This is a genomic window from Micromonospora sp. NPDC049230 (assembly GCF_040647875.1).
Classification (GTDB): Bacteria; Actinomycetota; Actinomycetes; order Mycobacteriales; family Micromonosporaceae; genus Micromonospora.
In genome coordinates, this window is sequence record NZ_JBEZCZ010000030.1 from 50,974 (window position 1) to 74,322 (window position 23,349).

General features: G+C 71.1%; 19 protein-coding genes. 5 read left to right on the plus strand and 14 right to left on the minus strand.

The features are described 5' to 3' along the window. Positions 1–189 precede the first annotated feature (189 nt). From AB0A95_RS23490 to AB0A95_RS23510, 5 genes are all read right to left on the minus strand, one after another. A complete protein-coding gene (locus AB0A95_RS23490) occupies positions 190–876 on the minus strand; it encodes a DUF624 domain-containing protein (protein ID WP_357557874.1) in 687 nt (228 codons plus the stop codon). A 208-nt stretch (positions 877–1,084) separates the two neighbouring features. Then, positions 1,085–2,722 (minus strand): extracellular solute-binding protein, encoded by a 1,638-nt coding sequence (locus tag AB0A95_RS23495; RefSeq protein ID WP_357557875.1) that lies wholly within the window; start codon positions 2,720–2,722, stop codon positions 1,085–1,087. A 52-nt stretch (positions 2,723–2,774) separates the two neighbouring features. Continuing rightward, entirely contained in the window at positions 2,775–3,683 is a 909-nt protein-coding gene (locus tag AB0A95_RS23500; RefSeq protein ID WP_357557876.1) for a carbohydrate ABC transporter permease, read from the minus strand. Then, complete coding sequence (locus tag AB0A95_RS23505; RefSeq protein WP_357557878.1) at positions 3,680–4,594, minus strand: ABC transporter permease subunit; 915 nt, start codon at positions 4,592–4,594, stop codon at positions 3,680–3,682. The genes AB0A95_RS23500 and AB0A95_RS23505 overlap by 4 nt, the downstream gene beginning before the upstream one ends. Before the next feature lie 85 nt (positions 4,595–4,679). Continuing rightward, positions 4,680–7,055: a glycoside hydrolase family 3 N-terminal domain-containing protein gene (locus AB0A95_RS23510; RefSeq protein WP_357557879.1), complete on the minus strand. Its 2,376-nt coding sequence runs from the start codon at positions 7,053–7,055 to the stop codon at positions 4,680–4,682. A 318-nt stretch (positions 7,056–7,373) separates the two neighbouring features. On the opposite strand from AB0A95_RS23510, the gene AB0A95_RS23515 reads away from it, so the two are divergent. Both AB0A95_RS23515 and AB0A95_RS23520 read left to right on the plus strand, forming a co-directional pair. Further along, positions 7,374–8,429: a substrate-binding domain-containing protein gene (locus AB0A95_RS23515; protein ID WP_357557880.1), complete on the plus strand. Its 1,056-nt coding sequence runs from the start codon at positions 7,374–7,376 to the stop codon at positions 8,427–8,429. 21 nt (positions 8,430–8,450) lie between these two features. Further along, positions 8,451–9,458 carry an acetylxylan esterase gene (locus AB0A95_RS23520; RefSeq protein WP_357557881.1) on the plus strand — a complete coding sequence of 336 codons (1,008 nt, stop codon included), beginning with the start codon at positions 8,451–8,453 and terminating at the stop codon, positions 9,456–9,458. Between the two features lie 111 nt (positions 9,459–9,569). On the opposite strand, the gene AB0A95_RS23525 is transcribed toward AB0A95_RS23520, so the two are convergent. Next, entirely contained in the window at positions 9,570–9,731 is a 162-nt protein-coding gene (locus AB0A95_RS23525) for a hypothetical protein (RefSeq protein WP_357557882.1), read from the minus strand. Positions 9,732–9,855: 124 nt separating this feature from the next. Here AB0A95_RS23525 and AB0A95_RS23530 point away from each other — a divergent pair, with 124 nt between their 5' ends. The 3 genes from AB0A95_RS23530 (at position 9,856) to AB0A95_RS23540 (ending at position 12,687) form a co-directional block, all read left to right on the plus strand. Further along, positions 9,856–10,896 carry a cellulose binding domain-containing protein gene (locus AB0A95_RS23530; RefSeq protein WP_357557919.1) on the plus strand — a complete coding sequence of 347 codons (1,041 nt, stop codon included), beginning with the start codon at positions 9,856–9,858 and terminating at the stop codon, positions 10,894–10,896. A 178-nt stretch (positions 10,897–11,074) separates the two neighbouring features. After that, positions 11,075–11,461, plus strand: a complete 387-nt coding sequence (locus AB0A95_RS23535) for a YciI family protein (RefSeq protein WP_357557883.1) — start codon at positions 11,075–11,077, stop codon at positions 11,459–11,461. After that, positions 11,461–12,687: a DUF6596 domain-containing protein gene (locus tag AB0A95_RS23540; protein WP_357557885.1), complete on the plus strand. Its 1,227-nt coding sequence runs from the start codon at positions 11,461–11,463 to the stop codon at positions 12,685–12,687. Before AB0A95_RS23535 ends, AB0A95_RS23540 begins: the two co-directional genes overlap by 1 nt. Before the next feature lie 77 nt (positions 12,688–12,764). Here AB0A95_RS23540 and AB0A95_RS23545 read toward each other — a convergent pair whose 3' ends face one another. The 8 genes from AB0A95_RS23545 to AB0A95_RS23580 all read right to left on the minus strand — a co-directional run bounded on the left by AB0A95_RS23545 (position 12,765) and on the right by AB0A95_RS23580 (position 23,335). Further along, complete coding sequence (locus AB0A95_RS23545) at positions 12,765–14,177, minus strand: endo-1,4-beta-xylanase (protein ID WP_357557886.1); 1,413 nt, start codon at positions 14,175–14,177, stop codon at positions 12,765–12,767. Between the two features lie 354 nt (positions 14,178–14,531). Then, entirely contained in the window at positions 14,532–14,993 is a 462-nt protein-coding gene (locus AB0A95_RS23550) for a MaoC family dehydratase (RefSeq protein ID WP_357557888.1), read from the minus strand. Between the two features lie 17 nt (positions 14,994–15,010). After that, positions 15,011–16,159, minus strand: coding sequence for an acyl-CoA dehydrogenase family protein (locus AB0A95_RS23555; RefSeq protein WP_357557889.1), 1,149 nt, complete (start codon positions 16,157–16,159; stop codon positions 15,011–15,013). Between the two features lie 50 nt (positions 16,160–16,209). Next, entirely contained in the window at positions 16,210–18,996 is a 2,787-nt protein-coding gene (locus AB0A95_RS23560) for an AAA family ATPase (RefSeq protein ID WP_357557891.1), read from the minus strand. 64 nt (positions 18,997–19,060) lie between these two features. Beyond that, on the minus strand, positions 19,061–19,672 hold the full coding sequence (locus AB0A95_RS23565; protein ID WP_357557892.1) for a TetR/AcrR family transcriptional regulator: 612 nt from the start codon (positions 19,670–19,672) through the stop codon (positions 19,061–19,063). A 319-nt stretch (positions 19,673–19,991) separates the two neighbouring features. After that, positions 19,992–21,278 (minus strand): ABC transporter substrate-binding protein, encoded by a 1,287-nt coding sequence (locus AB0A95_RS23570; protein ID WP_357557894.1) that lies wholly within the window; start codon positions 21,276–21,278, stop codon positions 19,992–19,994. Positions 21,279–21,362: 84 nt separating this feature from the next. Continuing rightward, entirely contained in the window at positions 21,363–22,460 is a 1,098-nt protein-coding gene (locus tag AB0A95_RS23575) for a branched-chain amino acid ABC transporter permease (protein WP_357557896.1), read from the minus strand. Next, positions 22,457–23,335 carry a branched-chain amino acid ABC transporter permease gene (locus AB0A95_RS23580; RefSeq protein ID WP_357063912.1) on the minus strand — a complete coding sequence of 293 codons (879 nt, stop codon included), beginning with the start codon at positions 23,333–23,335 and terminating at the stop codon, positions 22,457–22,459. Before AB0A95_RS23580 ends, AB0A95_RS23575 begins: the two co-directional genes overlap by 4 nt. Between the last annotated feature and the right edge of the window lie 14 nt (positions 23,336–23,349).

Below are 23,349 nucleotides of genomic sequence, written 5' to 3' on the forward strand. Positions count from 1 at the left end.
CGTACGACGGCGGTCGTTGCGAAGCGCCGGCCGCGTCGTAGCGGGACAGCACCCGGTCGAAGGCGCCGAGGGCGACCAGGTCGATCGGGTGCGGTGTCGAAGAGAGGATAGCCCCACTTCAATGGATCTTCGGGCGGCTGTTCCGGGTTGTGGTCACCCGCCACGGCATCTCGGCGGTACCGGGCAGGCTCACCCGGTGAACTCCTGCCGGGTCAGTCGCACCATCGGGTCGCTGAGGCGCAGGAGCGCCAGGACCGCGACCGAACCGAACATCGCCAGCACCGCCTCGGAGAGGACCGCGGTGATCCCGGCCGCCGCGGCCACCAGCAGGGCGGTGCCGACGGTGACCCCGGGGGTACGCACGAGGAAGTGCACGGCCAGTCGAAGGACGTCGCGGGTGCGGAAGTCGAACAGCGAGGTGATCACCAGGGCGTTCACCCCGCAGAGCGTCACCACCACGCCGAGCAGGACCAGCGGCACCGCCCACCAGCCCGGCAGGCCGACCGCACCCCGGTAGGCGAGGTTCACGGCGAGCACTGTCAACCACAGCAGCGTCGGCACCCAGACGCGCAACACGCCGGACAGGTTGGCCCGGTAGCCGCGCCAGAACACGCTTGCGGGCCGCAGGTCGGTCAGGTCGGTGCGCTGGTGGTGCAGGGCGTACAGGGCAGCCGAGAGCGCCGGCCCGAGCGGCACCAGGAAGAGCGCGGCCAGCGGCAGGTTGCTGGGGTCGCGACCCAGCAGCAGCAGCGGGAGCAGGCCGGGCAGTGTGGTGAGCAGGAGCAGCAACTCGACGACGAGCAGGATGTAGACCCGCGAGGTGATCCGCGACAGCGGTCCGTCGCCGAACTGCCGCCAGGTGCGCGTGGTGCTCACCGCTGTCCCCTCCGGTCGCGGCGGCCGGGACGGCGTGGCCGGGTGCCGGGGCGGCGTCGGGTGGGCTGGCCGGAAACGGTGCTGCGCATCGCCGTCCTCTGGTCGTCCTGCCCGCGGGCGCGCGGGTCACCCGCGCGCCCCGGGCCGGTGGTCGTCGGGGAGTCCGGTCGAGGGCCCGGCTGGACCGCCCGCCCGGACTCCCCGCTGATCAGCCGTTGTCCTTCTGGAACCGCTCGTACGCCTTGTTGACCAGGTCGATGTACTGCTCGGAGTTCTTGGCCTTCAGCTCTGCCACGTAGGCGTCCCACTCGCCGAGGGGCCGCTGACCGAGGGCGAACTTGAGCGTGTTCTGGGTGACGAAGTCCTTCAGCGGGGTCTCCCAGAGCGACACCTGCTCGCGTTCCTCGTCGGTGAACGGGTGCGGCGGGGGAACCTCTCGCGGCTTGCGGGCGTCCATCACCTTCTGGAACTCCAGCTCCTCCGGCGAGAAGAACCCACGGACCAGGTCGGGGCTGCCGCCGTAGGCGAAGACGCCGTTCTGGAAGCCGAAGTCCTTCTGTAGGTGCTTGGTCGCCTTCGGGTTGAGGCCCAGGAAACTGACGTCAGGGACGAGCGTGCGCTTGCCGGACGCGTCCTTGGTGAAGGTGGTGCCCTCGACACCCCAGCGGGCGAACTCCAAACCGGCGTCCGAATACCACAACCAGTCGATGAACTGCATCATGGCCACGAAGTTCTTACTCTCCCGCGCCTTCGAGGAGATCATGATGCCGTTCTCCAGCCGAGGGAACGGGTTGATCTCGCCGGCCGGGCCGATCGGCAGCGGGATCTTGGCCATCTTCGCGTTCGGCAGGGTCTTGGCCAGGTCGGGCCGGTGGTTGTTGACGAGCGTCTGCGCGTTGCCGGTGACCACGAAGGACTTGCCGTTGGCGAGCTTCTGGCGGGCCTGGTCGTCGGTCTGGGTGAAGCTCTCCGGGTCGAGCAGACCCTCGGCGACGAGCTTGTGCAGGAAGGTGACCATCTGCTTGTACTGCTCGGACGAGCCGGTGTAGGTGAACTTCTTCTCCGCCGGGTTCCAGGTGGCGTGCTGGAAGTCCCAACCCGCGTAGGTGCCGTGGGACGAGCCGAGGAGGTTCAGCAGCGCACCGGTCGGGTTGGGCTTGCTGAACAGGTCGGAGTACGGGTAGACGTTCGGGTACTTCGCCTTCATGGCCTTGAGCACCGTGTACAGGTCGTCCCAGGTCTTCGGGACGGGGAGGTTGAGCTCCTGCATGATGTCGGTGCGCACCAGCACCGTGTAGTCCTGCGTGGGCTTCTCGTGCAGGCCGGGCAGCAGGTAGAACTTACCGTCGGCCTGCCGCAGGTTGTCGATCTCCGGCTTGAGGTTCCACTTGGCGATCTTGTCCTTCAGGTTCGGCATCAGATCCAGGTAGTCGCTCACCGGGAGGATCGCCCCGGAGGCCACGAACGCGTCCTCCTGCGGGTGGTACGTCTTCGGGATGATCAGCGGGGCGTCCCCGGCGCCGATCAGCAGGCTGCGCTTCTGCTCGTAGTCGCTGAGCGGCACGGCGACCGGCTCGATCTTGACGTTTGTCCGCTTGGTCAGCTCCGACCAGAACGCCCAGTCTTCCTTGAGCGGGTAGAACGTGTGGTTGTTGTACAGGGTGGAGAAGGAGAGCGCCTCGGTGGCCTTGAACTGGTCGCCGACGCCGTAGCTGGCCATCGCCCCGACCTTGTTCTCCGAGAGGTCCGTCGACTCGCCGGGGTCCTCGGAACAGGCGGTGGCAAGGGAGAGCGCGAGCAGACCCGCGGAGGCTAATGCCACCCGGCGCCACGTCTTGTGCAGCATGGCTCGTCCTTTCGGTGGTGGGGATTCGAATGTGGAACGGTGTGGCGTGGCGTCACCCCTTGACCGCGCCGAGCATCACGCCGCGGACGAAGTACCGCTGGACGAAGGGGTAGACCGCCAGGATCGGCAGGGTGGTGAGCACGATCGTCACGGCCTCGAGGGTGGCCGCGGCCTGGACCTTGTCGGCGTCGGCCGCGGCGGACTCGGCGCTGGTGGCGCCCGCGATGAGGTTGCGTAGGTAGACGGTGACCGGCAGCAGATCCTGCTGGTCGATATAGAGGAACGCGGTGAACCACGAGTTCCAGAAGGAGACCGCGTAGAAGAGCACCATCGTCGCGATGATCGCCTTCGACAGCGGCAGCACGATCCGCAGCAGGATGCCGTACGTGTTCAGCCCGTCGACCGCTGCGGCCTCCTCCAGCTCGCTCGGCAGGCTTTCGAAGAACGCCTTCATCACCAGCAGGTTGAACACGCTGATCGCGTTGGGGACCACCACGGCCCAGATGGTGTTCTTCATCCCCAGGCTGGTGACCAGCACGTAGTTGGGGATCAGGCCACCGGAGAAGAACATGGTGAACAGCGCGATGCCGACCAGGACGCCGCGCCCCTTGAGCCGCGGCTTCGACAGCACGTACGCGTAACAGGTGGTCAGCACGATCGAGATGAGCGTGGCGACCACCGTGTACACCACAGTGTTGCGGTAGTTCGTCCAGAACAACCCATCGGACATCAACAGCTTGTACGCGGTCAGGTCGAACCCGCGCGGGACGATGCTCACCTTCCCCGTGATGATGTACGCCTCTTCGCTGAGCGAGCGGGCCACGATGTTGAGGAACGGGAACAGCGTCACGACCACGACGCCGATCAGGACGACCGTGTTGACGATCCGGAAGATCCGGTAGCCCCGACTGTCCACCGGACCCCGCGTCTTCGGGGCGTCGCTCTTCGTACCGAGGATCACCACAGGCTCGTCCCCACCGTGCGCCGGGAGATGAGGTTCGCCGTCAGGACCAGGATCAACCCGATCACCGCCTCGAAGAGACCGATGGCCGCGGCGTAGCTGAAGTTGCTGGACTGGAAGCCCATCCGGAACAGATAGGTGGAGACCACGTCCGCGGTCGGGTACGTCAGCGGGTTGTAGAGCAGCAGGATCTTCTCGAACCCGACTGCCAGGAAGTTGCCGATGTTGAGGATCAGCAGCGTCATCATCGTCGGCCGGATCCCTGGCAACGTCACGTGCCAGGTCTGCCGCCACCGGCTCGCGCCGTCGATCCGGGCCGCCTCGTACAGGTCCTCGTCGACAGTGGTGAGCGCGGCGAGGTAGAGGATCGTCCCCCAACCGACGGTCTGCCAGACCTCGGACGAGACGTAGATGGTGCGGAACCACTCCGATTTCTGTAGGAACGCCACCGGGTCGCCGCCGAACAGGCCGACGAGCTGGTTGGCCGCGCCACCGACCGAGGTCAGTTGCATGACCATCGCCGCCACGATCACGATCGACAGGAAGTGCGGCAGGTAGGACACCGACTGGACGAACCGCTTGAACCGGCGGGCGCGCACCTCGTTGAGCATCAGCGCCAGCACGATCGGCAACGGGAAGCAGAACAGCAGGGTCAGCGTCCCGAGCACGAGCGTGTTGGTGAAGACCTCCCAGAACGTCGGGTCGCTCAGGAACATCCGGAAGTACCGCAGGCCGACCCAGTACTCACCGAAGACACTGCCGCCCGGCTTGAACCGGCGGAACGCGATGATGTTGCCGAGCATCGGCAGATACCGGAAGACCAGGAAGAACAGCAGCGGCAGGACGGCCAGCGAGTAGAGCTGCCAGTCCCGGCGCAGCGCCTGCCGCCAGCTCCGACGCCGCCGTGGCATTCGCGGTCCGGGGCTGGCGGCCTCCGTCGGAGACTGAGGTGGCGCCGGCGGCGGTGGCCGTAAGGTCGATGTCATCCTCGGTCTCCTAGGCGGGATGCGGGACGGCCACGAGGGGCTCCACCCGCACCGACGTGAGCAGGTCCCGCTGGTGGCCGACCTGGCGCTCGGCGCCGGTCAGCCGCAGCGGCAGGGTCGCCACCGCGTCGCCGCTCGACCGGCCGAACCGCAGCTCGACCTCGCCGGGCTCGACGATCCGCCGGCCGGACAATCCGGTGAACGAGGCCAGGTCGGCCGGTACGCCGAACGTCACGTGCGCCCTCTCGCCGGGCTCCAGCGGCAGTCGGGTGTAGCCGACCAGCCGGACCACCGGGCGGGTGGTCTGCGCGACCGGGTCGTGCAGGTAGAGCTGCACCACCTCGGTGCCGGCCCGGTCCCCGGTGTTGGCGACGGTGATCCGGACCCGCACCTCGCCGTCGACCGGCCAGGCCGCCGGGGCGTCAGGCGTCTCGCCGGAGGGATCGATCACTGCGGCGTCGGACCACTCGAAGGTGGTGTAGCTCAGCCCGTGGCCGAACGGGTACGCCGGAGTCGGGTCCACCGAGGAGACCTTGGTGCGACGCCCGAGCGGCGGTGCCAGGTAGGTGCTCGGCAGTCCGCCGGCGTCGCGGGGCACACTGACCGGCAACCGTCCGGACGGGTTCACGGCGCCGGTGAGCACCTCGGCGAGCGCCTGCCCGCCGAGTTGGCCGAGGAAGAACGCCTGCACCACTGCCGCCGCGGTGTCGAACTCCGAGCCGAGCGCGTAGGGGCGGCCGGTCATCAGCACCAGGACGACCGGGGTGCCGGTGGCGAGGACGGCCCGGACGAGATCGGCCTGTACACCGGGCAGCCGCAGGTCGACAGCGTCGCAGCCCTCACCGGAGGTGCCCCGACCGAACATGCCCGCGCGGTCACCCACGGCGAGCACGCAGACGTCGGCGGCGGCCGCCGCGGCGACCGCGGCCGGGATGCCGGAGGTGTCCTCGCCGGTGATGGCGCAACCCGGCTCGTGGGTGAGCAGTGGGACGCGTCGGGCCAACTCGTCGCGCAGCGAGGGGATCTCCAGGCCGAGCCCGTGCTCGCTGTGGTTGATGCCCACGTGGTTGGGGAAGGAGTAGCAGCCGAGCATGGCCATCGGATCGTCGGCGACCGGGCCGACCAGGGCGACCCGACCGCCGGCGGGCAGCGGAAGGACGCCGCTGTTGCGCAGCAGGACGACGGACTCCCGGGCCAGGCGTACGGCCACGTCCTGGCTGACCTCGTCGTCGAGTCGCAGGTGCGCCACGTCGTCGGGCAACTCCCGCCAGTCCTCGTCGAGCAGGCCGATCTCGATCTTCTGGATCAGCACCCGCCGCAGCGCCCTGTCGATCAGCGCCTCGTCGACGTCGCCGCTGCGGACGGCCTCGACCAGCGCGGCGCCGAAGGTGTCCACTGTGGGCAGCTCGACGTCGATTCCGGCCCGCAGGGCGAGCCCGGCGGCGTCGGCGGCGTCGGCGGCGACACAGTGCAGGGTCTGGAGGAATCGGACGGCGAAGTAGTCGGCGACCACGATGCCGGTGAAGCCCCACTCGTCGCGCAGCAGGCCGGTCAGCAGCGCCTCGTCGGCGGCGACGGGCAGGCCGTCGATCTCGGCGTAGGAGTTCATCACCGAGCGGGCGCCGCCGAGACGCAGGGCCATCTCGAACGGCGGCAGGATCACGTCGGTCAGCTCCCGGCGACCCATCGGCACCGGGGCGTGGTTGCGCCCGCCCCGGGAGGCGGAGTAGCCGGCGAAGTGCTTGAGGGTGGCCACCACACCGGCGCCCTCCAGACCCCGCACGTACGCGGCGCCGGTGGTCCCCACCAGGTAGGGGTCCTCACCGATCGTCTCCTCGGTGCGGCCCCACCGGTAGTCGCGGGTGACGTCGAGGACCGGCGCGAGCCCCTGGTGCACACCGGCCGCGCGCATGGAGCGCCCGATCCGGTCGGCCATCACCTCGACCAGCTCCGGGTCGAAGGAGGCGCCCCAGCTGAGCGGGGTCGGGTAGACGGTGGCCTTCCAGGCCGCGAACCCGGTGAGGCACTCCTCGTGCACCTGCGCCGGGATGCCGAAGCGGCTGGCGGCGACGATCTGCGCCTGGGAGGCGGCGAGTGACCGGGCGCCGAGCACCGGGTCGACGGGCGCGGTGCCGAACGGCCGGGTGAGCTGGCCCAACCCGTACTGGATGACGGTGCTCCACGGCGGGAGTTCGCTGACCATGTCGGACTGGTGGGGGGCGACACCCTCGCCGGAGGCGTCCGCGCCGACCCAGACGCCGACGAGTTGCGCGATCTTCTCTTCGAGTGTCATCAACGGCAGGAGCGCCTCGGCCCGTTCGGTCGGCGACAGCCGGGGATCGCGCCACGGCGCGGCGTCGCTGTCCACGGGCAACTGACTTCTCATGCCATGACCCCTTAGCTCCGGCCACATCCCCGTGCCCTGGTGGAACCAGTTCGGTGGCGGACGTTCACACGATCCGAAACTTTCCGGAAGCCTGCGCAACCTTTTCGGCAACCTAAGTGCCGCATCGATGGGTGTCAAGGGTCCCAACTGGACTCCTGGTACCGGTCGGCGCACGCGGTGACTCCAGCATTGGCACTCCGTGGTGGACGAGTGGCAAAATGGCCCGCGAAACGGACGGGCCGACCGCCGCAACGGCTGGCGCACTCGGCCAATCGTGTTAGGGTCTCCCGAAATTTTCGGATGTCGTATGGGGCCGCGATGACAGAGCACCGCCCGCTCGACCCACCCGCCTCCACCACCATCGCGACAATCGCCCACGATGTCGGCGTCTCGGTCGCCACGGTCTCCAAGGTCCTCAACGGACGTGGCGACGTCGCCCCCGGCACCAGAGCGCGCGTGGAGGCGAGTCTCGATCGCCACAAGTACCAGCGGCGCACCCGGCGACCCTCGACCAGCGGCGGGCGGATCCATCTCGTGTTCCACGAGTTCGACACCGGGTGGGCCATGGAGATCCTGCGCGGCGTCGAGGCAGTGACCACCGCGGCCGGCGTCGGGATGTCGGTCGCCCAGCTCGACGGCGCGCACCGCCCACCGGCGCGATGGCTGGACGCGATTCTCGCCGACCGCCCGCTGGGTGTGGTGTTCGTCCTCTCCCACCTGGCCGCGGCCCAACAACAACACCTGCGGCGTCAGGGCATTCCGTTCGTCGTCGTCGACACCGACAGCGCGACCTCGGCCTCCGTACCCACCGTCGGTTCGAACAACTGGAACGGCGGCCTGCTCGCCGCCCGGCACCTCCTGGAGTTGGGGCACCGACGGATCGCCATCATCTCCGGGCCGCCCGATGTGCTCTGTAGTCGTGCCCGCGCCGCCGGCTTCCAGTCGGCCCACGACGAGGCCGGGCTCACCGTCGACCGCGAGCTGATCCGCTACGGCAGCTTCTCCGCGGGCGCCGGGCACGCCCACGGGCTGGAACTGCTCCGCCGACCGTCTCGACCCACGGCGATCTTCGCCGGCTCCGACATCCAGGCCATGGGGGTGCTCCGGGCCGCCCGCCAGTGCGGCCTGCGGGTGCCCGAGGACCTGTCGGTGATCGGGTACGACAACCTCCCGGTCTCCACCTGGACCGACCCGGCCCTCACCACGATCAACCAGCCGTTGCGCGACATGGCGGGCATCGCCACCCAGATGCTGCTCGACCTGACCCGGGGCAACGAGCCGGCGACAAGCCGGATCGACCTGGTGACCGAGTTGGTCGTCCGGGAGAGCACCGCACCCCCCGCCAGCACCGCACCCCCCGCCAGCCCGCACTGACCCGAGCCCCTGCGAGGACCCGTGCCCCACTCCGCCGCCCTGCTCGACGACCTCCAGCGGTACGCGCCCGAGATCGTCGAACCCGACGACTTCGACGAGTTCTGGCGCGACACCCGCCTCGATGCGGCCAGCCGGCCGGTGCTCGTCGACGTCCGTCCGGAGCCGACCGACCTGCGCCTGCTCGACACCTGGGACGTCACGTTCACGGGCTTCGGCGGCGACCCGGTCCGGGCGTGGTACACCCGCCCCGCCGGGGTGGCGGGGCCACTGCCCGCCGTCGTCGAGTACGCCGGCTACGGCCGTGGTCGCGGCCTGCCCCACGAGCGGCTGACCTGGCCGACGGCCGGGTACGCCCATCTGCTGATGGACAACCGGGGCCAGGCGGGGCAGTACGGCGCCGGGGACACCGCCGACCCGCACGGCGCACCCGGCGGGCCCTGGCCGGTCACCTGGGGGATCCTCGATCCCCGCGACTACCACTACCGCCGCCTGATCACCGACGCGGTCCGGGCGGTCGAGGCCGTTCGCGCCCTGCCGGGGGTCGACGGTGCCCGGGTCGCAGTTGTCGGCAACAGCCAGGGCGGGGGCCTGGCCCTGGCGGTGGCGGGGCTGGTCGGCGACCTCCGGGCGGTGCTGACCACCGCACCGTTCCTGTGCGACATGCGGCGAGCCGTCCAGGTCAGCGAACCCGCGCCGTACGGCGAGATCGCCCGGTACCTGGCCGTGCACCGGGAGGCGCAGGACGCGGTCTGGCGCACCCTGTCCTACGTCGACGGCGTGAGCTTCGCCCGGCGGGCGACAGCGCCGGCCCACTTCGGGGTCGGGCTGCGGGACACCGTGTGCCCACCGAGCACCGGCTTCGCCGCCTACAACCAGTACGGGGCCCTGGCCGGGCTCCCGGTGCCGCCGGCGCGCGAGATGCACGTCTACCCGTTCAACGGTCACGAGGGCGGCGAGGCCGTGCACGTCCGGCGTCAGCTGCGCTGGCTCGACTCGACGTTGCACCCGGCTGGCTCCTCCCGCATGTAGGCGCGCGCCGCCCGGGGCGATGCTCATAGCCGGACGCCGATCTATTGCCGATGTTAGCGATAACACGTTAGGGTGCGTCAGGCGAGGTGCAGGGCACACTTCCGCCACTGATCATCGGCCGGTCGCCTCCGACCCCTCGATGACCAGTGCCAGCCGCAGCGCCACGACCACCAGTGTCGACGTCCGGGTTCCTGGTCGTTGCGCGCAGCCCGCCAACCGCATCCTGGCGGCGGCCGTCTCCTGGTCGTCGCCGTTGTCGCGCGCCCTCACCACCAGAGGAAGTCCCATGAGCAGTGCAACGCTCGGCCACCCCGTCCCTCCGTCACCCACCGCCGCCGCGACGACGAGGCCCCGACGAGCCCGCCGATGGTGGGCGGCCCTGGCCGCGGCCGTGGCCATGGCAGCAGCCGTACCCATCGCGACCACGCCGGCCAACGCCGAATCCAACGGCGGCGTACGAGTGATGCCCCTCGGTGACTCGATCACCGACGGATTCAACGTCGCGGGTGGATACCGGATCGAGCTCTGGCAGCGGTTCACCGCCGGTGGCTACCGGATCGACTTCGTCGGCTCCCAGTTCAACGGCCCGGCCAGCCTCGGCGACCACGACCACCAGGGCCACTCCGGATGGACCATCGCCCAGATCGACAACAACGTGGTCAACTGGTTGCGGGCCACGAATCCCCGGACCGTGCTGCTGCACATCGGCACCAACGACATGTACGGCGACACCTCCGGCGCCCCGGGCCGACTGGCCACCCTTGTCGACCGGATCACCAACACCGTCCCGAACGCCGACGTGTTCGTCGCGACGATCATCCCGAAGTCGGGCGCGGACAACCAGGTCCGCGGATACAACGCCGCGATCCCCGGGATCGTGCAGACCAGGGCCGCCGCCGGCAAACGCGTCCACCTTGTCGACATGTACCGCGCCCTGACCCTCAGCGACCTGGCCGATGGCGTGCATCCCAACGCCACCGGCTATCGGAAGATGGCCGTGGCCTGGTACGACGCCCTCCGGGCGGTGCCCGGCAGCATCGGTGGCGACACGCCGCCGACCACTCCCCCGCCGACCACTCCCCCGCCGACCACGCCGCCGCCCACCACTCCGCCGCCGTCCGGCGGGTGCCGCGTCACGTACACGGTCAACGCCTGGGGCAACGGGCTCACCGCGGCGGTCTCGGTGGCCAACACGGGCAGCACGCCGGTCAACGGTTGGGCACTGACGTTCACGCTGCCGGGCGGGCAGACCATCACCGGCGGCTGGAACGCCGACTACTCCCCGACGAGCGGGGCGGTGACCGCTCGTAACGTCTCCTACAACGCGACGATCGCGCCGAGCACCTCTGTCGACATCGGCTTCCAGGCCACCCACACCGGGAACGCCGGCCGACCGTCCGCGTTCACCCTCAACGGCACCGCCTGCGCCCTCGCCTGACGATGCTGTCGCGGTGCCGGGTCGCACGGGCCCGGCACCGCGCCCCGCGCACCACGTCCGGAGCACGGGCCCTCGTCCCGGCGGGAGATTATTGACCTGCCGTGTCGATCCGCGCGCCGCTCGTTCGACATGGGGGTGTGCGGGCCCGGAGGCGGCCCCGCCGGACGAGGAGAACGCGATGTCGAAGTACATGCTGATCATGCGGGGCACCGACGAGACGAACGCGGCCATGATGTCCACCATCGACGAGGCGATGGCCGCGACCGGCCGGTTCATCGAGGAGATGATGGGGGCCGGTGTGCTCGTCGCGGCCGAGGGGCTGGACGATCCGGGCCGGGGCGTGGTTGTCGACTTCAGCGGCGAGGCCCCGGTGGTCACCGACGGGCCGTACGGCGAGACCAGGGAACTGTTCGGTGGCTATTTCCTGCTCGATGTCGCCACGAAACAGGAGGCGGTCGCGTGGGCCACCCGGTTCCCGGCGGTCCGCGGGTCCAAGATCGAGGTCCGGCGGGTGGCCGAGGCCGACGAGGTTCCGCCCGGCGGCGAGAGCAACGGCCAGATCTGATGGGTACGGCCGACGTCGAGGCCGTCTGGCGGGTCGAGTCGGCCCGGATCGTCGCCGCGCTGACCCGGCTCACCGGCGATTTCGGGCTGGCCGAGGACGCGGCCCAGGAGGCGGTGGCGGAGGCGCTTGTGTCGTGGCCGCGTGCTTCTCCGGCCAACCCGGCCGGCTGGCTGATGGCCGCCGCCCGGCGGCGGGCGATCGACGCGATTCGCCGCCGGGTCGCCCTGCACGACCGGTACGCCCTACTGGCGGCCGACCTGGCGGTCGACTCGGCGGTCGACAGGGACGTCGATCTCGACAGCATCGACGACGACGTCCTGGCGCTGATGTTCGTCAGCTGCCACCCGGTGCTCTCCCCGCAGGGCCGGGTGGCGCTGACCCTGCGCGTGGTCGGCGGCCTGTCCAGCGAGGAGGTCGCCCGCGCGTTCCTGGTCCCCGTGCCGACCGTGCAGGCCCGCATCACCCGGGCCAAGAAGACGATCGCGGCGGCCGGAGTGCCGTTCGAACTGCCGCCGGCCGGCGAGCGCCGGGAACGCCTGGCCGATGTGCTCAGCGTCCTCTATCTGATCTTCACCGAAGGGTCGACGGCCACCTCGGGCGACCGGCTGTTGCGCCCCGACGTCGCGTACGAGGCGGTCCGGCTGACCCGCTCGCTTGCCGCGTTGCAGCCGGACGAAGCGGAGGTACACGGCCTCCTCGCGTTGTGTGAGCTGACGGCGGCGCGCTTCCCGGCCCGGACCGGCCCGGACGGTGCGCCGGTCCTGCTCGCGGATCAGGACCGCCGGTTGTGGGACTCCTCGGCGATCCGCCGTGGGCTGGCCGCGCTGACCAGGGCATCGACTCGCGGCCTCGGCCCGTACGGCCTACAGGCCGCGATCGCCGCCACCCACGCGTCGGCACCCTCGGTCGCGGAGACCGACTGGGACCGGATCGTGGTGCTCTACGAGGCACTCGGCCGGGCCACGCCCTCACCGGTGGTCGAGCTCAACCGGGCCGTCGCCGTGGCCATGGCCTCGGCTCCAGCGCGGGCCCTGGCCATCGTGGACGAGCTGATCGCCGCGAACCGGCTCCCCGGCTCGCATCTGGTCCCGACCGTACGCGGTGAGCTGCTGGCCCGCCTCGGCCGGCGAACGGAGGCGCGCAGCGAACTGGAGCTGGCCGCCCGGCTCTGCGCCAACCAGCGCGAACGCTCGGTGCTCCTGGGCAAGGCGGCGGCGCTGAGCTGACGTGTGGGTCCGATGTGCTCACCGAGGATGGGGCGGCGACGGGATCCCGTCGCCGCCCCATCAACGTGCGGTGGTGCTCAGGAGGCGGTGCAGGAGAGCACCTGCGGGCGTGTCCAGTTGCCGTTGGCCATTGTGGTGAAGCCGAAGACGTCGCCGCTGCCGTTCGACCGCATCGTCATGACGTTTCCGCTACTGTCCCAGCTGGGGCTGCCGTTCCAGGTGGCGGACACCTTCTGTGGCGGGGTGACGGCCACCACGACGCTCCAGTTGCTCGCCCCGCTGACTGTCACCTGACTGTTGAACCGGTCGCCCCACCGGGTGCTGTCCTGGAGCGTGGCGGTGCAGTCGCCGCCGGGTGGTGGCGTGGTGGGCGGTGCCGAGGTCGGCGGCGTGGAGGTCGGCGGGACACTCGTCGGCGGGACGCTCGTCGGCGGCGCCGTCGTCGGGACCGGGCTGCCGTTGTTCAGCGCGGCGAGCACTGCGTCGTACGCGGCCTTCTTGGAGCCGTTGCTGTTGAACAGCAGCGGGGTCTGCGAGGCCAGCCACGAGTCGCTGTCGCGGATGCCCCAGACCGTGATGCCGTTGCAACGGGGCACGGCCATGCAGTCCTCCACCACGCTGCGGTAGGTGTTCGCCGGAGCGCCCTGGATGTCCAGCTCGGTGATCTGCACGTCGACGCCCAGCGCGGCGAAGCTCGACAGCGTGGTGCGGTAGTTGCTCACGTACGGCGAGTTGTTGTTGAAGTGCGACTGGAAACCGACGCAGTCGATCGGTACGCCACGGGCCTTGAAGTCCCGCACCATGTTGTACACGCCCTGGGTCTTCGCGTGCGTCCAGTTGTCGGTGTTGTAGTCGTTGTAACACAGCTTCGCGTTCGGATCGGCGGCGTCCGCCGCCCGGAACGCCGCCTCGATCCAGTCGTTGCCGGTGCGTTGCAGGTTCGAGTCACGGCGGCCCCCGGAGCTGCCGTCGGCGAACGCCTCGTTCACCACGTCCCACGCGACCACCTGGCCCCGGAAGTGAGTGGCCACCTGCGTCACGTGGTTGAGCATCGCCTGCCGCAGCGCACTGCCACTCATGCTCTCCATCCAGCCCGGCTGTTGCGAGTGCCAGGCGAGGGTGTGGCCCCGCACGCTCATGCCGCGGCTGCGCGCGTGGTTGACGATCTGCTCCGCCGCGCCGTAGCTGAACCGGCCCTGCTGCGGCTCGGTGGCGTTCATCTTCATCTCGTTCTCGGCCGTGACCATGTTGAACTCACGGTTCAAGATCGTGGTGTACGCGTTGTCGCTCAACCGGCTCGCGGCCACCGCCGTACCGAAGTAGCGGCCCTTCTCGGCGGCGGACGCGCCAAGTGTGGTTCCGGCGCTCGCCGTGCTCGGCAGGAACGCGGCACCTGTCGCGGCGAGCAGAGCCGCGGCGGCGAGGACGATAGCCGTACGCGCTCGTGGGCCCGTCGGTGGGCGGGTGTCCCCGTGGCACCTCTCGGTCATGTCTTTTCCTTCCGGTGGACCCGGACGGGGTGTCTGACGCGGCACCCCGGTGGGTGGTGGGGTATCGGGTCGGGACCACGCACGCGGGGGCGCCCGGGAAGAGGCACAAGCCCCAGATCATCGACTCCGATGGATGTGGAGTATGTCAGCGCCGCTCATTGACGAGCAACAATTTCCGGAAGTTTTACGAGACTCGCGGGACGCCGTTCAGCAGCCGAGTCGAGCACCGTCCAGGTGAGCGGCCCTTCGGCAGGGCCGAAGTGTCGGGAGCCGACGAGCGGGATCAAGCAGCGGCGGATTAAGGGCCGCAAATTCCGGAACTTCTCCGCAAGGCAGGTCCGAGCTGGACGGCCGTCAACTCGTCGCGAGGTAGAGCCGGCTGACGGTCTCGGCCACACAGACGGGCTTTGCCGCGCTGTCGCTCTCCACGGTGACCGTCGCGACCACCTGCACGCCGCCGGTCACCGGGGACACCTCGGCGAGGGTGGCGGTGGCCCGGACGGCGGCACCGACCGGCACCGGGGCGGGAAAACGCACCCGGTTCAGCCCGTAGTTGACCCCCATCGCCACCCCCTGCACCCGGTAGAGCCGTCCAGCCAGCGCCGGCAGCAGCGACAACGTCAGGTACCCGTGGGCGATGGTCCCGCCGTACGGCCCCGACGCGGCCCGCACCGGATCGACGTGGATCCACTGGTGGTCGTCGGTGGCGTCGGCGAAGAGGTCGACGCGACTCTGCTCGATCCGTTCCCACGGACCGGGCCCCAGGGTCTCGCCGACGGCGGCGGTCAACTCGTCGAACGAGGCGAAGACTCGCACGGCAGGTCTCCTTGAATCTAGAAGGCGTTGACGCCGGTGAGCGCGCGTCCGATGAGAAGCTGCTGGATCTGGCTGGTGCCCTCGTAGAGGGTGGCGACCCGCGCGTCCCGCAGGTACTTGCCGACCGGGTACTCGTCGATGTAGCCGTACCCGCCGAAGACCTGGACCGCGTTGTTGGCCGCGCGGACGGCGGCCTCGCTGGCGAAGAGCTTGGCCATCGAGGCCTCGGTGGCGTACGGCTGGCCCCTGTCGATCAGGTCGGCCACCTGCCAGACCAGCAGCCGGGCGGCGGCGGTGTCCACGGCGATGGCGGCGAGCAGTTGTTGGACGAGTTGGTGCCCGGCGATGGGTTTGCCGAACTGGGTGCGCTGCCCGGCGTAACCGACAGCCGCGTCCAGGCAGCCCTGGGCGATGCCGACGCATCCGGCGGCCACCGACATCCGACCCTTGGCGAGGGTGGCCAGGGCCAGGCGGAACCCGCCGCCCTCGACGCCGAGACGGGCCGTGTCGGGCACGCGTACCTCGTCGAAGCGCAACTCGCCGGTGGCCTGGCCGCGCAGGCCCAGCTTGCCGTGGATCTCCCGGCGGGCCAGCCCCGGGCTGTCGGTGGGCACCAGGAACGCGGTGATGCCCCGGTGCCCCGGGCCGCCGGTGCGGGCGAAGACCAGCGCGACGTCGGCGGTGGTGCCGTTGGTGATGAACGTCTTCGTGCCGGTGAGCAGCCAGTCGGTGCCGTCGCGGACCGCTCGGGTGCGCAGCGCGGCCGCGTCCGAGCCGCTGTCCGGCTCGGTGAGCGCGAAACAGCCGAGGGCGGTGCCGGCGCAGAGCCGGGGCAGCCACTCGGCTCGCTGCTCGGCCGAGCCGTGGGCGGCGATCGACTTCGCGACCAGGCCGAGGGAGACCGAGACGATGCCGCGCACCGCCGAGTCGCCCCGGCCGAGCTCCTCCAGGACCAGGCAGTACGCGAGGTGGTCGCCGCCGGAGCCGCCGTCGGCCTCGGCGATGGTCAGCCCGAGGAAGCCCAGGTCGCCGAGCAGGCCGACGATGGCCGGGTCGACCGACTCGTGTCGGTCCCAGGCGGCGGCGTGCGGCACCAGCTCGCGGTCGACGAATTCGGCGGCCAGCTGGCGGACCGCGGTCTGCTCGGCGGAGAGGGTGAGGTCCATGGCCATCAAACTAGCGGTGGTAGTTTAAGTCGTCCAGAGCGGGCCCCGGGTCACCTGTCGGAGGCCAGCCCGGCGTGCCGCTCGCCCGCGAACGCGCGGACCAGCTCGGTGCGCGAGCGGATGCCGAGACGGTGGAACACGTTGCGCAGGTGGTGGTCGACCGTGCGGATCGAGAGGAACATCCGGACGGCGATCTCCCGGTTGGTGGCGCCCTCCGCGACCAGCTCGGCGATCCGCAGTTGCTGGCCGGTCAGCAGCCGCGCCGCCGGCAGGTCCGGCGCACCGACCGACTCCCCCGCCGCCCGCAGCTCCGTGGTGGCCCGCTCGGCCCAGCACGCCACCCCGAGCAGGCTGAACATCTCCCGGGCCTGGTGCAGGTGCGTACGCGCGTCGCGCGGGCGGCGGCTGCGACGCAGCTCCTGGCCGAAGAGCAGCTCGGTACGGGCCAGCTCGAACGTGCCGGCCTCCATCGGGTGCAGCCGCAGCGCCGCCTGGAAGTGCCGTTCCGCCTCGGCACTGCCCCGAGGCGCGAGGAGCGCGTGACACCTGGCGGACAGGGCCCGGCGCAACGGGCTCGCCGTGCTGCTGGCCCACCTGTCGAACACGGCGAGCGCGGCTGCGGCCGCCGGTCGGTGTGCCAGGTGCGCCGCCGCCTCCACCAGGTACGGCGTCGCCATCACCTGCACGAGGACCTGACCCCGGCCGGTGCCGAGCCGAGCCAGCGACGCCAGCCGGTCCGCGGCCTCGGCGTGCCGGCCCTCGATGAGGTCGAGCACCGCCAGCGCCCACCCGGCGAGCGCGTGCGGGCGGCTGCCCGGCGTCGGCGACCCGCCGATCTCCCGGATCTGCCGCAGGCTGGTGTCGCGGTCGGCCCGGATCGCGGCGAGCACGGCGAGCAGGCCCAGATGGACGTTGGCGTAGTTGACCTGACCCGTGGCACGGGCGACCCGTAACCCGTCGCGGGAGGTCTCCGCCGCCGCCTCGTGCCGGCCCTGCCAGTACTCGGCGATCGCCCGCAACTCCAGGGCCCGGGGCAGCATGAACACCTCGCCCCGATCCCGGGCCAGCGCGACGGCACGCTCGGCGAGCCGGTGCGCCGCGCCGTCCACTGCCACCACCAGGCCGGCTGCCGCGGCGCAGGTGAGCGCGGTGGGGGTCACCGCCGAACCGCTCAACCGACCGCCCAGCACGACGGCGCGGCGCAGCGTGGGCCCGGCCCGCTCGTGGTCGCCGCGCAGGGTCGCCGCCACCCCGGCGACCAGGCTGCCCATCAGCTCCATCGCCGGCGGGTCGGTCGGTCGCCGTAGGGCCAGCGCCCGCCGGCCGACCTCGGCGTACCGGTACTGGTCGCCGGCGAAACAGACGGCCTCGCCGGCGCGGACCAACCCGGACAACGCCAGGGCCCGATCACTGTCGGCCACCGCTTCGGCGGCGCTCAGCAGCCTCGCCGACGCGTCCGACGCCGCGCCGCAGCGCAGCTCCACCTCACCGCGCAGCAGGTCGGCGCGACCCCGCACGGCCGGGTCCGTGGACACGGTGCGCAGGCGGTCGAGCAGCGGCCGGACCACCTCGGGTTGCCCGCCGACCCAGGCGTAGTCGGCGGCACTCAGCAGCCGGGCGGCCGTCTGGGCCGGATGATCGCTGAGGTCGGCCGCCCAGCGCAGCGCCTCCGAGGCCACCGCCCAGCCGCCGGCTCCACCCGAGGCCGCCTCCTCCAACTCCGCGGCCAGAGCCGGATCGGCACCTGCCGTGGCGGCGGCGAGGTGCATCGCCCGGCGCAGCCGCTGCCCGTCCGCGACCAGCACCCCGGCGAGGAGACGGTGTGCGGCGCGACGCTCGGCGAGTGGCGCACTGGCCGCGATCATCGTGCGGACCAGCGGCTGGGGGAAGGTGACGCCCTGCGGCTCGACGCGGACCAGGCCGGCGACCTCCGCCGGGGCGAGCGCCTCGACCTCGGTGCCGGCGGCTGCGGCGGCGCGGATCAGCGTGCCCGGCGCACCGTCGGCGTCGAGCGCTGCGAGCAGCAGCATCCGGCGGGTGTCCGGCGACAACCGGTCCAGACGGGCCTGGTACGCGCGACCCAGCGCGCCGTCCGCCGGTGGCGCGGCGGGCAGCGCCTCCTCCCCACGCCACTGTGCGGGGCTGAGCATCTCGGCGAGGTCCACCAGTGCCTGCGGATTGCCCCCGCCGACCGCCGCCAGCGCGGTCACGACCGACGCGGCGGGCCGCTCGGGTAGCCGGTCGGTGAGGAGGGCGACGCTGGCGCGCTTGTCGAGCGGCCGGAGGCGCTGCGCCGGTATCCCGTCGACGGTGACCGCGACGTCCGCGGTGAGCAGGACGACAACCGGTAGGTCGCGCAGCCGACGCGCCACGACGGCCAGCACCTGCGCGGTCAGGGGGTCACCGCGGTCGACGTCGTCCATGGTGACGAGCAGCGGGCGGTCCCGTGCCGCGTCGGCGAGCAGCCCGAGCACTGCCATCGACAGGGCGAGCCGACGGTGGGCCGGGCAACCGTTCCCGCCCAGCGCCCGCCGGAGCAGGTCGCGCTGTGGCGTGGGCAGGGCCGCGGCGTGGTGCGGCACCCGGTCGAGCAGTCGTTGCAGCCCCGCGTACGGCAGCGCGGCCTCCTCGGCCAGGCCGCTCGCGGCGAGGACTGTGCAGTCGGCGGCGTAGCGGTGGGCGTGGGCGAGCAGCGCGGTGCGACCCGAGCCCGGTTCGCCGTGCAGCAGCAGGGCGCCGCCACCGTCGGTCACGCCGTCGAGCAGGCGCCGGACGGCGTGGCATTCGTCGTCCCGGCCACGCAGCACGGTTAGTTGCACTCTCGATGCAGCAACCATGCATGAAGTGTCACCTATTGGTAACCGAATGGAAAGAGGAGGCGATATCGGGCCGAGCCGGAAATCAGTCGGCCGTGACCTCGGCCAGCAGGGCGCCCACCGTCCGGGTCATCACCGCGCGGGCCTGGTCCACGCCGAGCCCGAGGCCGTAGCGCAACATCGACCAGGCCTGCCACGTGCTCGCCGTCACCAGGGCGTGGAGCAACTGCTCCCGCCCCGACCCGGCCGCGGCCAGCTCGACGGCGAAGAGCTCCTCGACCTCGTGGCGGACCCGCTCGATGTGCTTGAGACGGTTGCGGTGCAGCTGCTCGGAGACCGGCTCGCGCATCTGGGCGGCCCGCGCCGACGCCGCGATGAGCTGGAGCAACCGGGCCCGCTGCCGGCAGTACGCGTCGACCCGCTTCGCCAGCGGCAGGCCCGGTGAGATACGCCGATGGGCCGCGTCCTGCTGCCGGAGCACCTCCGCGCCGCTGGCCTCGAAGAGCGTCTCCATGTCCTTGAAGTTGGTCCAGAGCGTCCGCAGCGAGATGCCGGCCCGCTCGGCGATGCGTTCCCCTGTCGGGCGCAGGTCACCCTCGGAGATGAGCGCGAGGTGCGCCTCGACGATGGCCGCGCGGGTGCGCTCGGCACGGGCGGTGCGCCCGTCGACCCGACCCACGACGTCGACCCCGTCCATCCGCCCCCGCCCCTTCACTGCCCTGGCGTCCCCCGACGCACCGCCGATTCTAGACAAGCGGTGATCAGCGGGCCCGGACCGACCACCGGCGCGGTCATCCATAATCTGCACTCACAATGCAGATAGTAGGAGCAGCATCGGTGCCGGTCAACGTCGCACGGAACACGCAGGCGTCCGGCCGGGCATGGTCACGTGTGACCACGCCCGGCCGGACGCCACCAGCTCAGAGCCGCGCCGATCGTGCACTTCCTGTCGCTGAAACGCGTGGAATACACAGTGTGCGGGGACAGAAGGTGCAAGTCGCGGAGTGGGGAGGGGCTTACGGGGCCGTGGGTAGTCCGTTCGCTGGGGGCGCGGCCTGGGCGGCCGTGTACTCGTTGACCGGGCCGTCCGCCTCGTCGGTCTCGTACGCCGGCCCGAAGTAGCTCTGCACTCCCCCGCTCACCCGGCTCAGCCGCTGCCCGCCGTACCCGGAGTGGTCGGTGGCGGAGAAGCGCAGCGGCACCAGCCCGGGGCCCTGGAAGCCGCCCTTCCGCACCGCCTCCAGCATCTTCTCCCGGGTGAGGCCCTTGCCGGCGGCGAGCAACGTCTGGACGAAGAGGTAGCCGACCGACATGCCGTAGACGGTGTTGCCGTCGAACGGCGCGTCCCCGTTGTGCTCCTTGTTGACCTTCGCGAAAAGCTGGATCCACGGGTTCGCGGTGTCGTTCTGCATCGGCAGGTAGTTGGCGCCGACCATGCCCTCCAGCAGCGGGGCGGCCTTGTCGAGTTGCTTGGCCAGGGTCGGGTGGTCGGCGCCGACGTTGGAGACCAGCCACTGCGGCTTGAAGCCCAGCCGCGCGGCGGTGCCGACGGACAGCGCGGTGAAGCCGGGCACTGTGGCGAGCACGACGACCTGGCAACCGGCCGCCTTGAACGCGCCGATCTGCGGTGCCACGTTGGTGTTGCTGGTGACGTAGGTCTGCTTGACCGCCACGGCGCCGGCGCCGAGCACCTTCTCCACACCGGCCAGGCTGTCCTGGCCGAAGTCGTCGTCCTGGCCGAGGAAGCAGACCTTCTGGCCGGCCAGGTTCGTCTTGGCGTAGTTGGCCAGGATCTTGCCCTCCACCGTGTAGTCCGGGTTGAACCCGAACGTGCCGGGATACTTGTCCGGCTGGTCCCAACTGCGGCTGCCGGAGGCGACGAACAGGTCCGGCACGCGGTTGCTCTTCAGGAAGTCGAGCACCCCGCTGTGCGTCGGCGTCCCCAGACCGTTGAGGACGGCGAAGACCTTGTCCTGGAGGACGAGCTGGCGGACCACCTGCTGGGTGTTCGCCGGGTTGTAGCCGTCGTCCATGATCTTGTAGGTGATCTTCCGACCGTGCACACCGCCGTTGGCGTTGACGTAGTCGAAGTACGCCTTCGTCGCCGGGGCGATCTTCGAGTAGCCGGCCGAGGCTGGCCCGGTGAGCGGCATGTGGGTGCCGACGACGATCTCGGTGTCGGTGACGCCCGGCACCGACGCGCCGCCGGGACCGGAGCCGTCGTCACCGCTGCAACCAGCGGCGGCGGCCAACAGGGCGATGGTGCTGGCGATCGCGAGACCACGTTGTGCCAAACGGTGCATGGAGAACACCGACCTTTCTCGGTCCGGTTCGGGGGAACGGTGTGGGTGGTGGTACGCCCGGCCGAGAGCCGGGCGCGGAGCAGCTCAGGAACGCCGGGCCCGCAGGCGCCGACCAAGACGGGACAACAGCCCCTGTATGCCACCGGGTGCGGCGATCATGACGACGATCAGGGTGAGGCCGAAGATCGCCAGCGGCAGATTGCCCTCCAGCCGCTGCGCCACCGCGGGTGAGAGGGTGAGCAGGTCGGTCAGGGAGTGGGTGAGGTCGGGCAGGGCGACAAGCAGGACGGCCCCCCACAGCGCCCCGGTGAGCCGGCCGAGACCGCCGATCACCACGGCCATCAGCAGGAACAGCGACAGGGTCAGCGAGAACGCCCCGGGCGAGACGCTCTGCGCGAGCACCGCCAGCAACGCCCCGCCGAGCCCGGCGGTGGCGGCGCTGACCACGAACGCGAGAACCTGGGTACGGGCCACGTGGATGCCGGCCAGACGGGCCGCCACCTCGTCGTCGCGGACCGCCCGGAAGGTGCGCCCGTACCGGCTGCGGATCAGGTTCGCCAGCAGCAGCAGCGCGAGCAGGGTGGCCGCGCCGGTGAGCCACAGCTGCCACCGCTCGTAGGGGAAGTACGGGCCGAGCGACATCGGCGGCGGCTCCACCGGCACCGACAGCCCCTGCTCGCCGTTGAACACGCCGTCGAAGGTGACGGCCAACGCCGGCACGACGACGGCCACCGCCAGGGTCACCCCGGCCAGGTAGGGGCCGCGCAGCCGGGCCGCCGCCACACCGACCACCGCGCCCACCGCGACAGTGCTGACGATCGCCGCGCCCAGCGAGAGCGGCAGCAGCCAGCCGCCGGTCATCCCCCGGTCGGCGAACGCGTTCTGACACAGAGCCACTGTGTACGCCCCGGTGGCCATCAACGCGCCGTGCCCGAGCGACAGTTGCCCGTTGAGCCCGGTGAGGACGGTCAGCCCGGCGGTCGCGCAGAGGTAGGCCGCCGCGGTGGCGAGCTGGAAGTTGCGGAACGGCTCGACGGCGTAGCTGACCGCCACCAGCAGCAACCCGGCGGCGAGCACCACCGCGAGGTGCCGCAGCAGGGTCGAGCCACGTCGCCGGTCGACGGGCCGACCCGCGTCGACGAGCTGCTCTCTCGGCGGCGCTGCCGCCCTCGTGGCGCTCACACCCGCCTCGCCGCGACCGGCGCGAACAGCCCACCCGGCCGGACCAGCAGCACCGCCAGCAGCAGGACCAGCACCGCGAGCGGCGTGAGGTCACTGCCGGCGTACCCGCTCACGTAGGAGAGCAGCAGACCCACCACCAGGCCACCGACCACCGCCCCCGGTGGACTGTCCAGCCCACCCACCACCGCCGCGGTGAACGCCGACACGAACACCAGGTCCATCGCGTGCGGGTGCAGGCCCAACTCGGTCGGCAGGACCAGCATGGCGGCCAGCGCGCCCACTCCGGACGCCAGTGCCCACCCGAGGGTCAACATGCCACCGACGTTGACCCCGAGCAGGCGGGACACCTCGGGAGCGAAGGCCGCCGCGCGCATCCGCAACCCCACCGGGGTACGCGCGAACATCCAGGCCAGACCACTGACCACCACCCCGATCGTGGCGAAGACGAACAGGTCGTACGGCGACAGCACGGCCACCCCGCCCACGGTGAGCGCGGACCTGTCGAACGGCGCCTCGGCCGGGCGGAACTCGTTGCCGTACAGCATGCCCAGCACGGCCTGGATCAGCAGCACCAGACCGAGCGCCACGATCACCGGATTGAGCGGCGAGGCGTGGTCGACGTGGCGCATCACGACCCGGTCCACAAGCGCGCCGAGCAGCAGGCCGGCGACGATCGCGACCACGAAACCCAGCCAGTAGGACCCGGTCGCGGTCGAGACGGTGTAGGCGACGTACGCGGCGGCGACGGCCATCGCCCCCTGGGCGAAGTTGACGACCCGCGCCGCCCGCCAGATGAGCACCAGGGCCAGCGCGAACGCGGCGTACACCGCGCCCCGGGACAGGCCGTCGACGGTGAGGAAGACGAAGCGGTCCAACAGTCCTCCCTCCG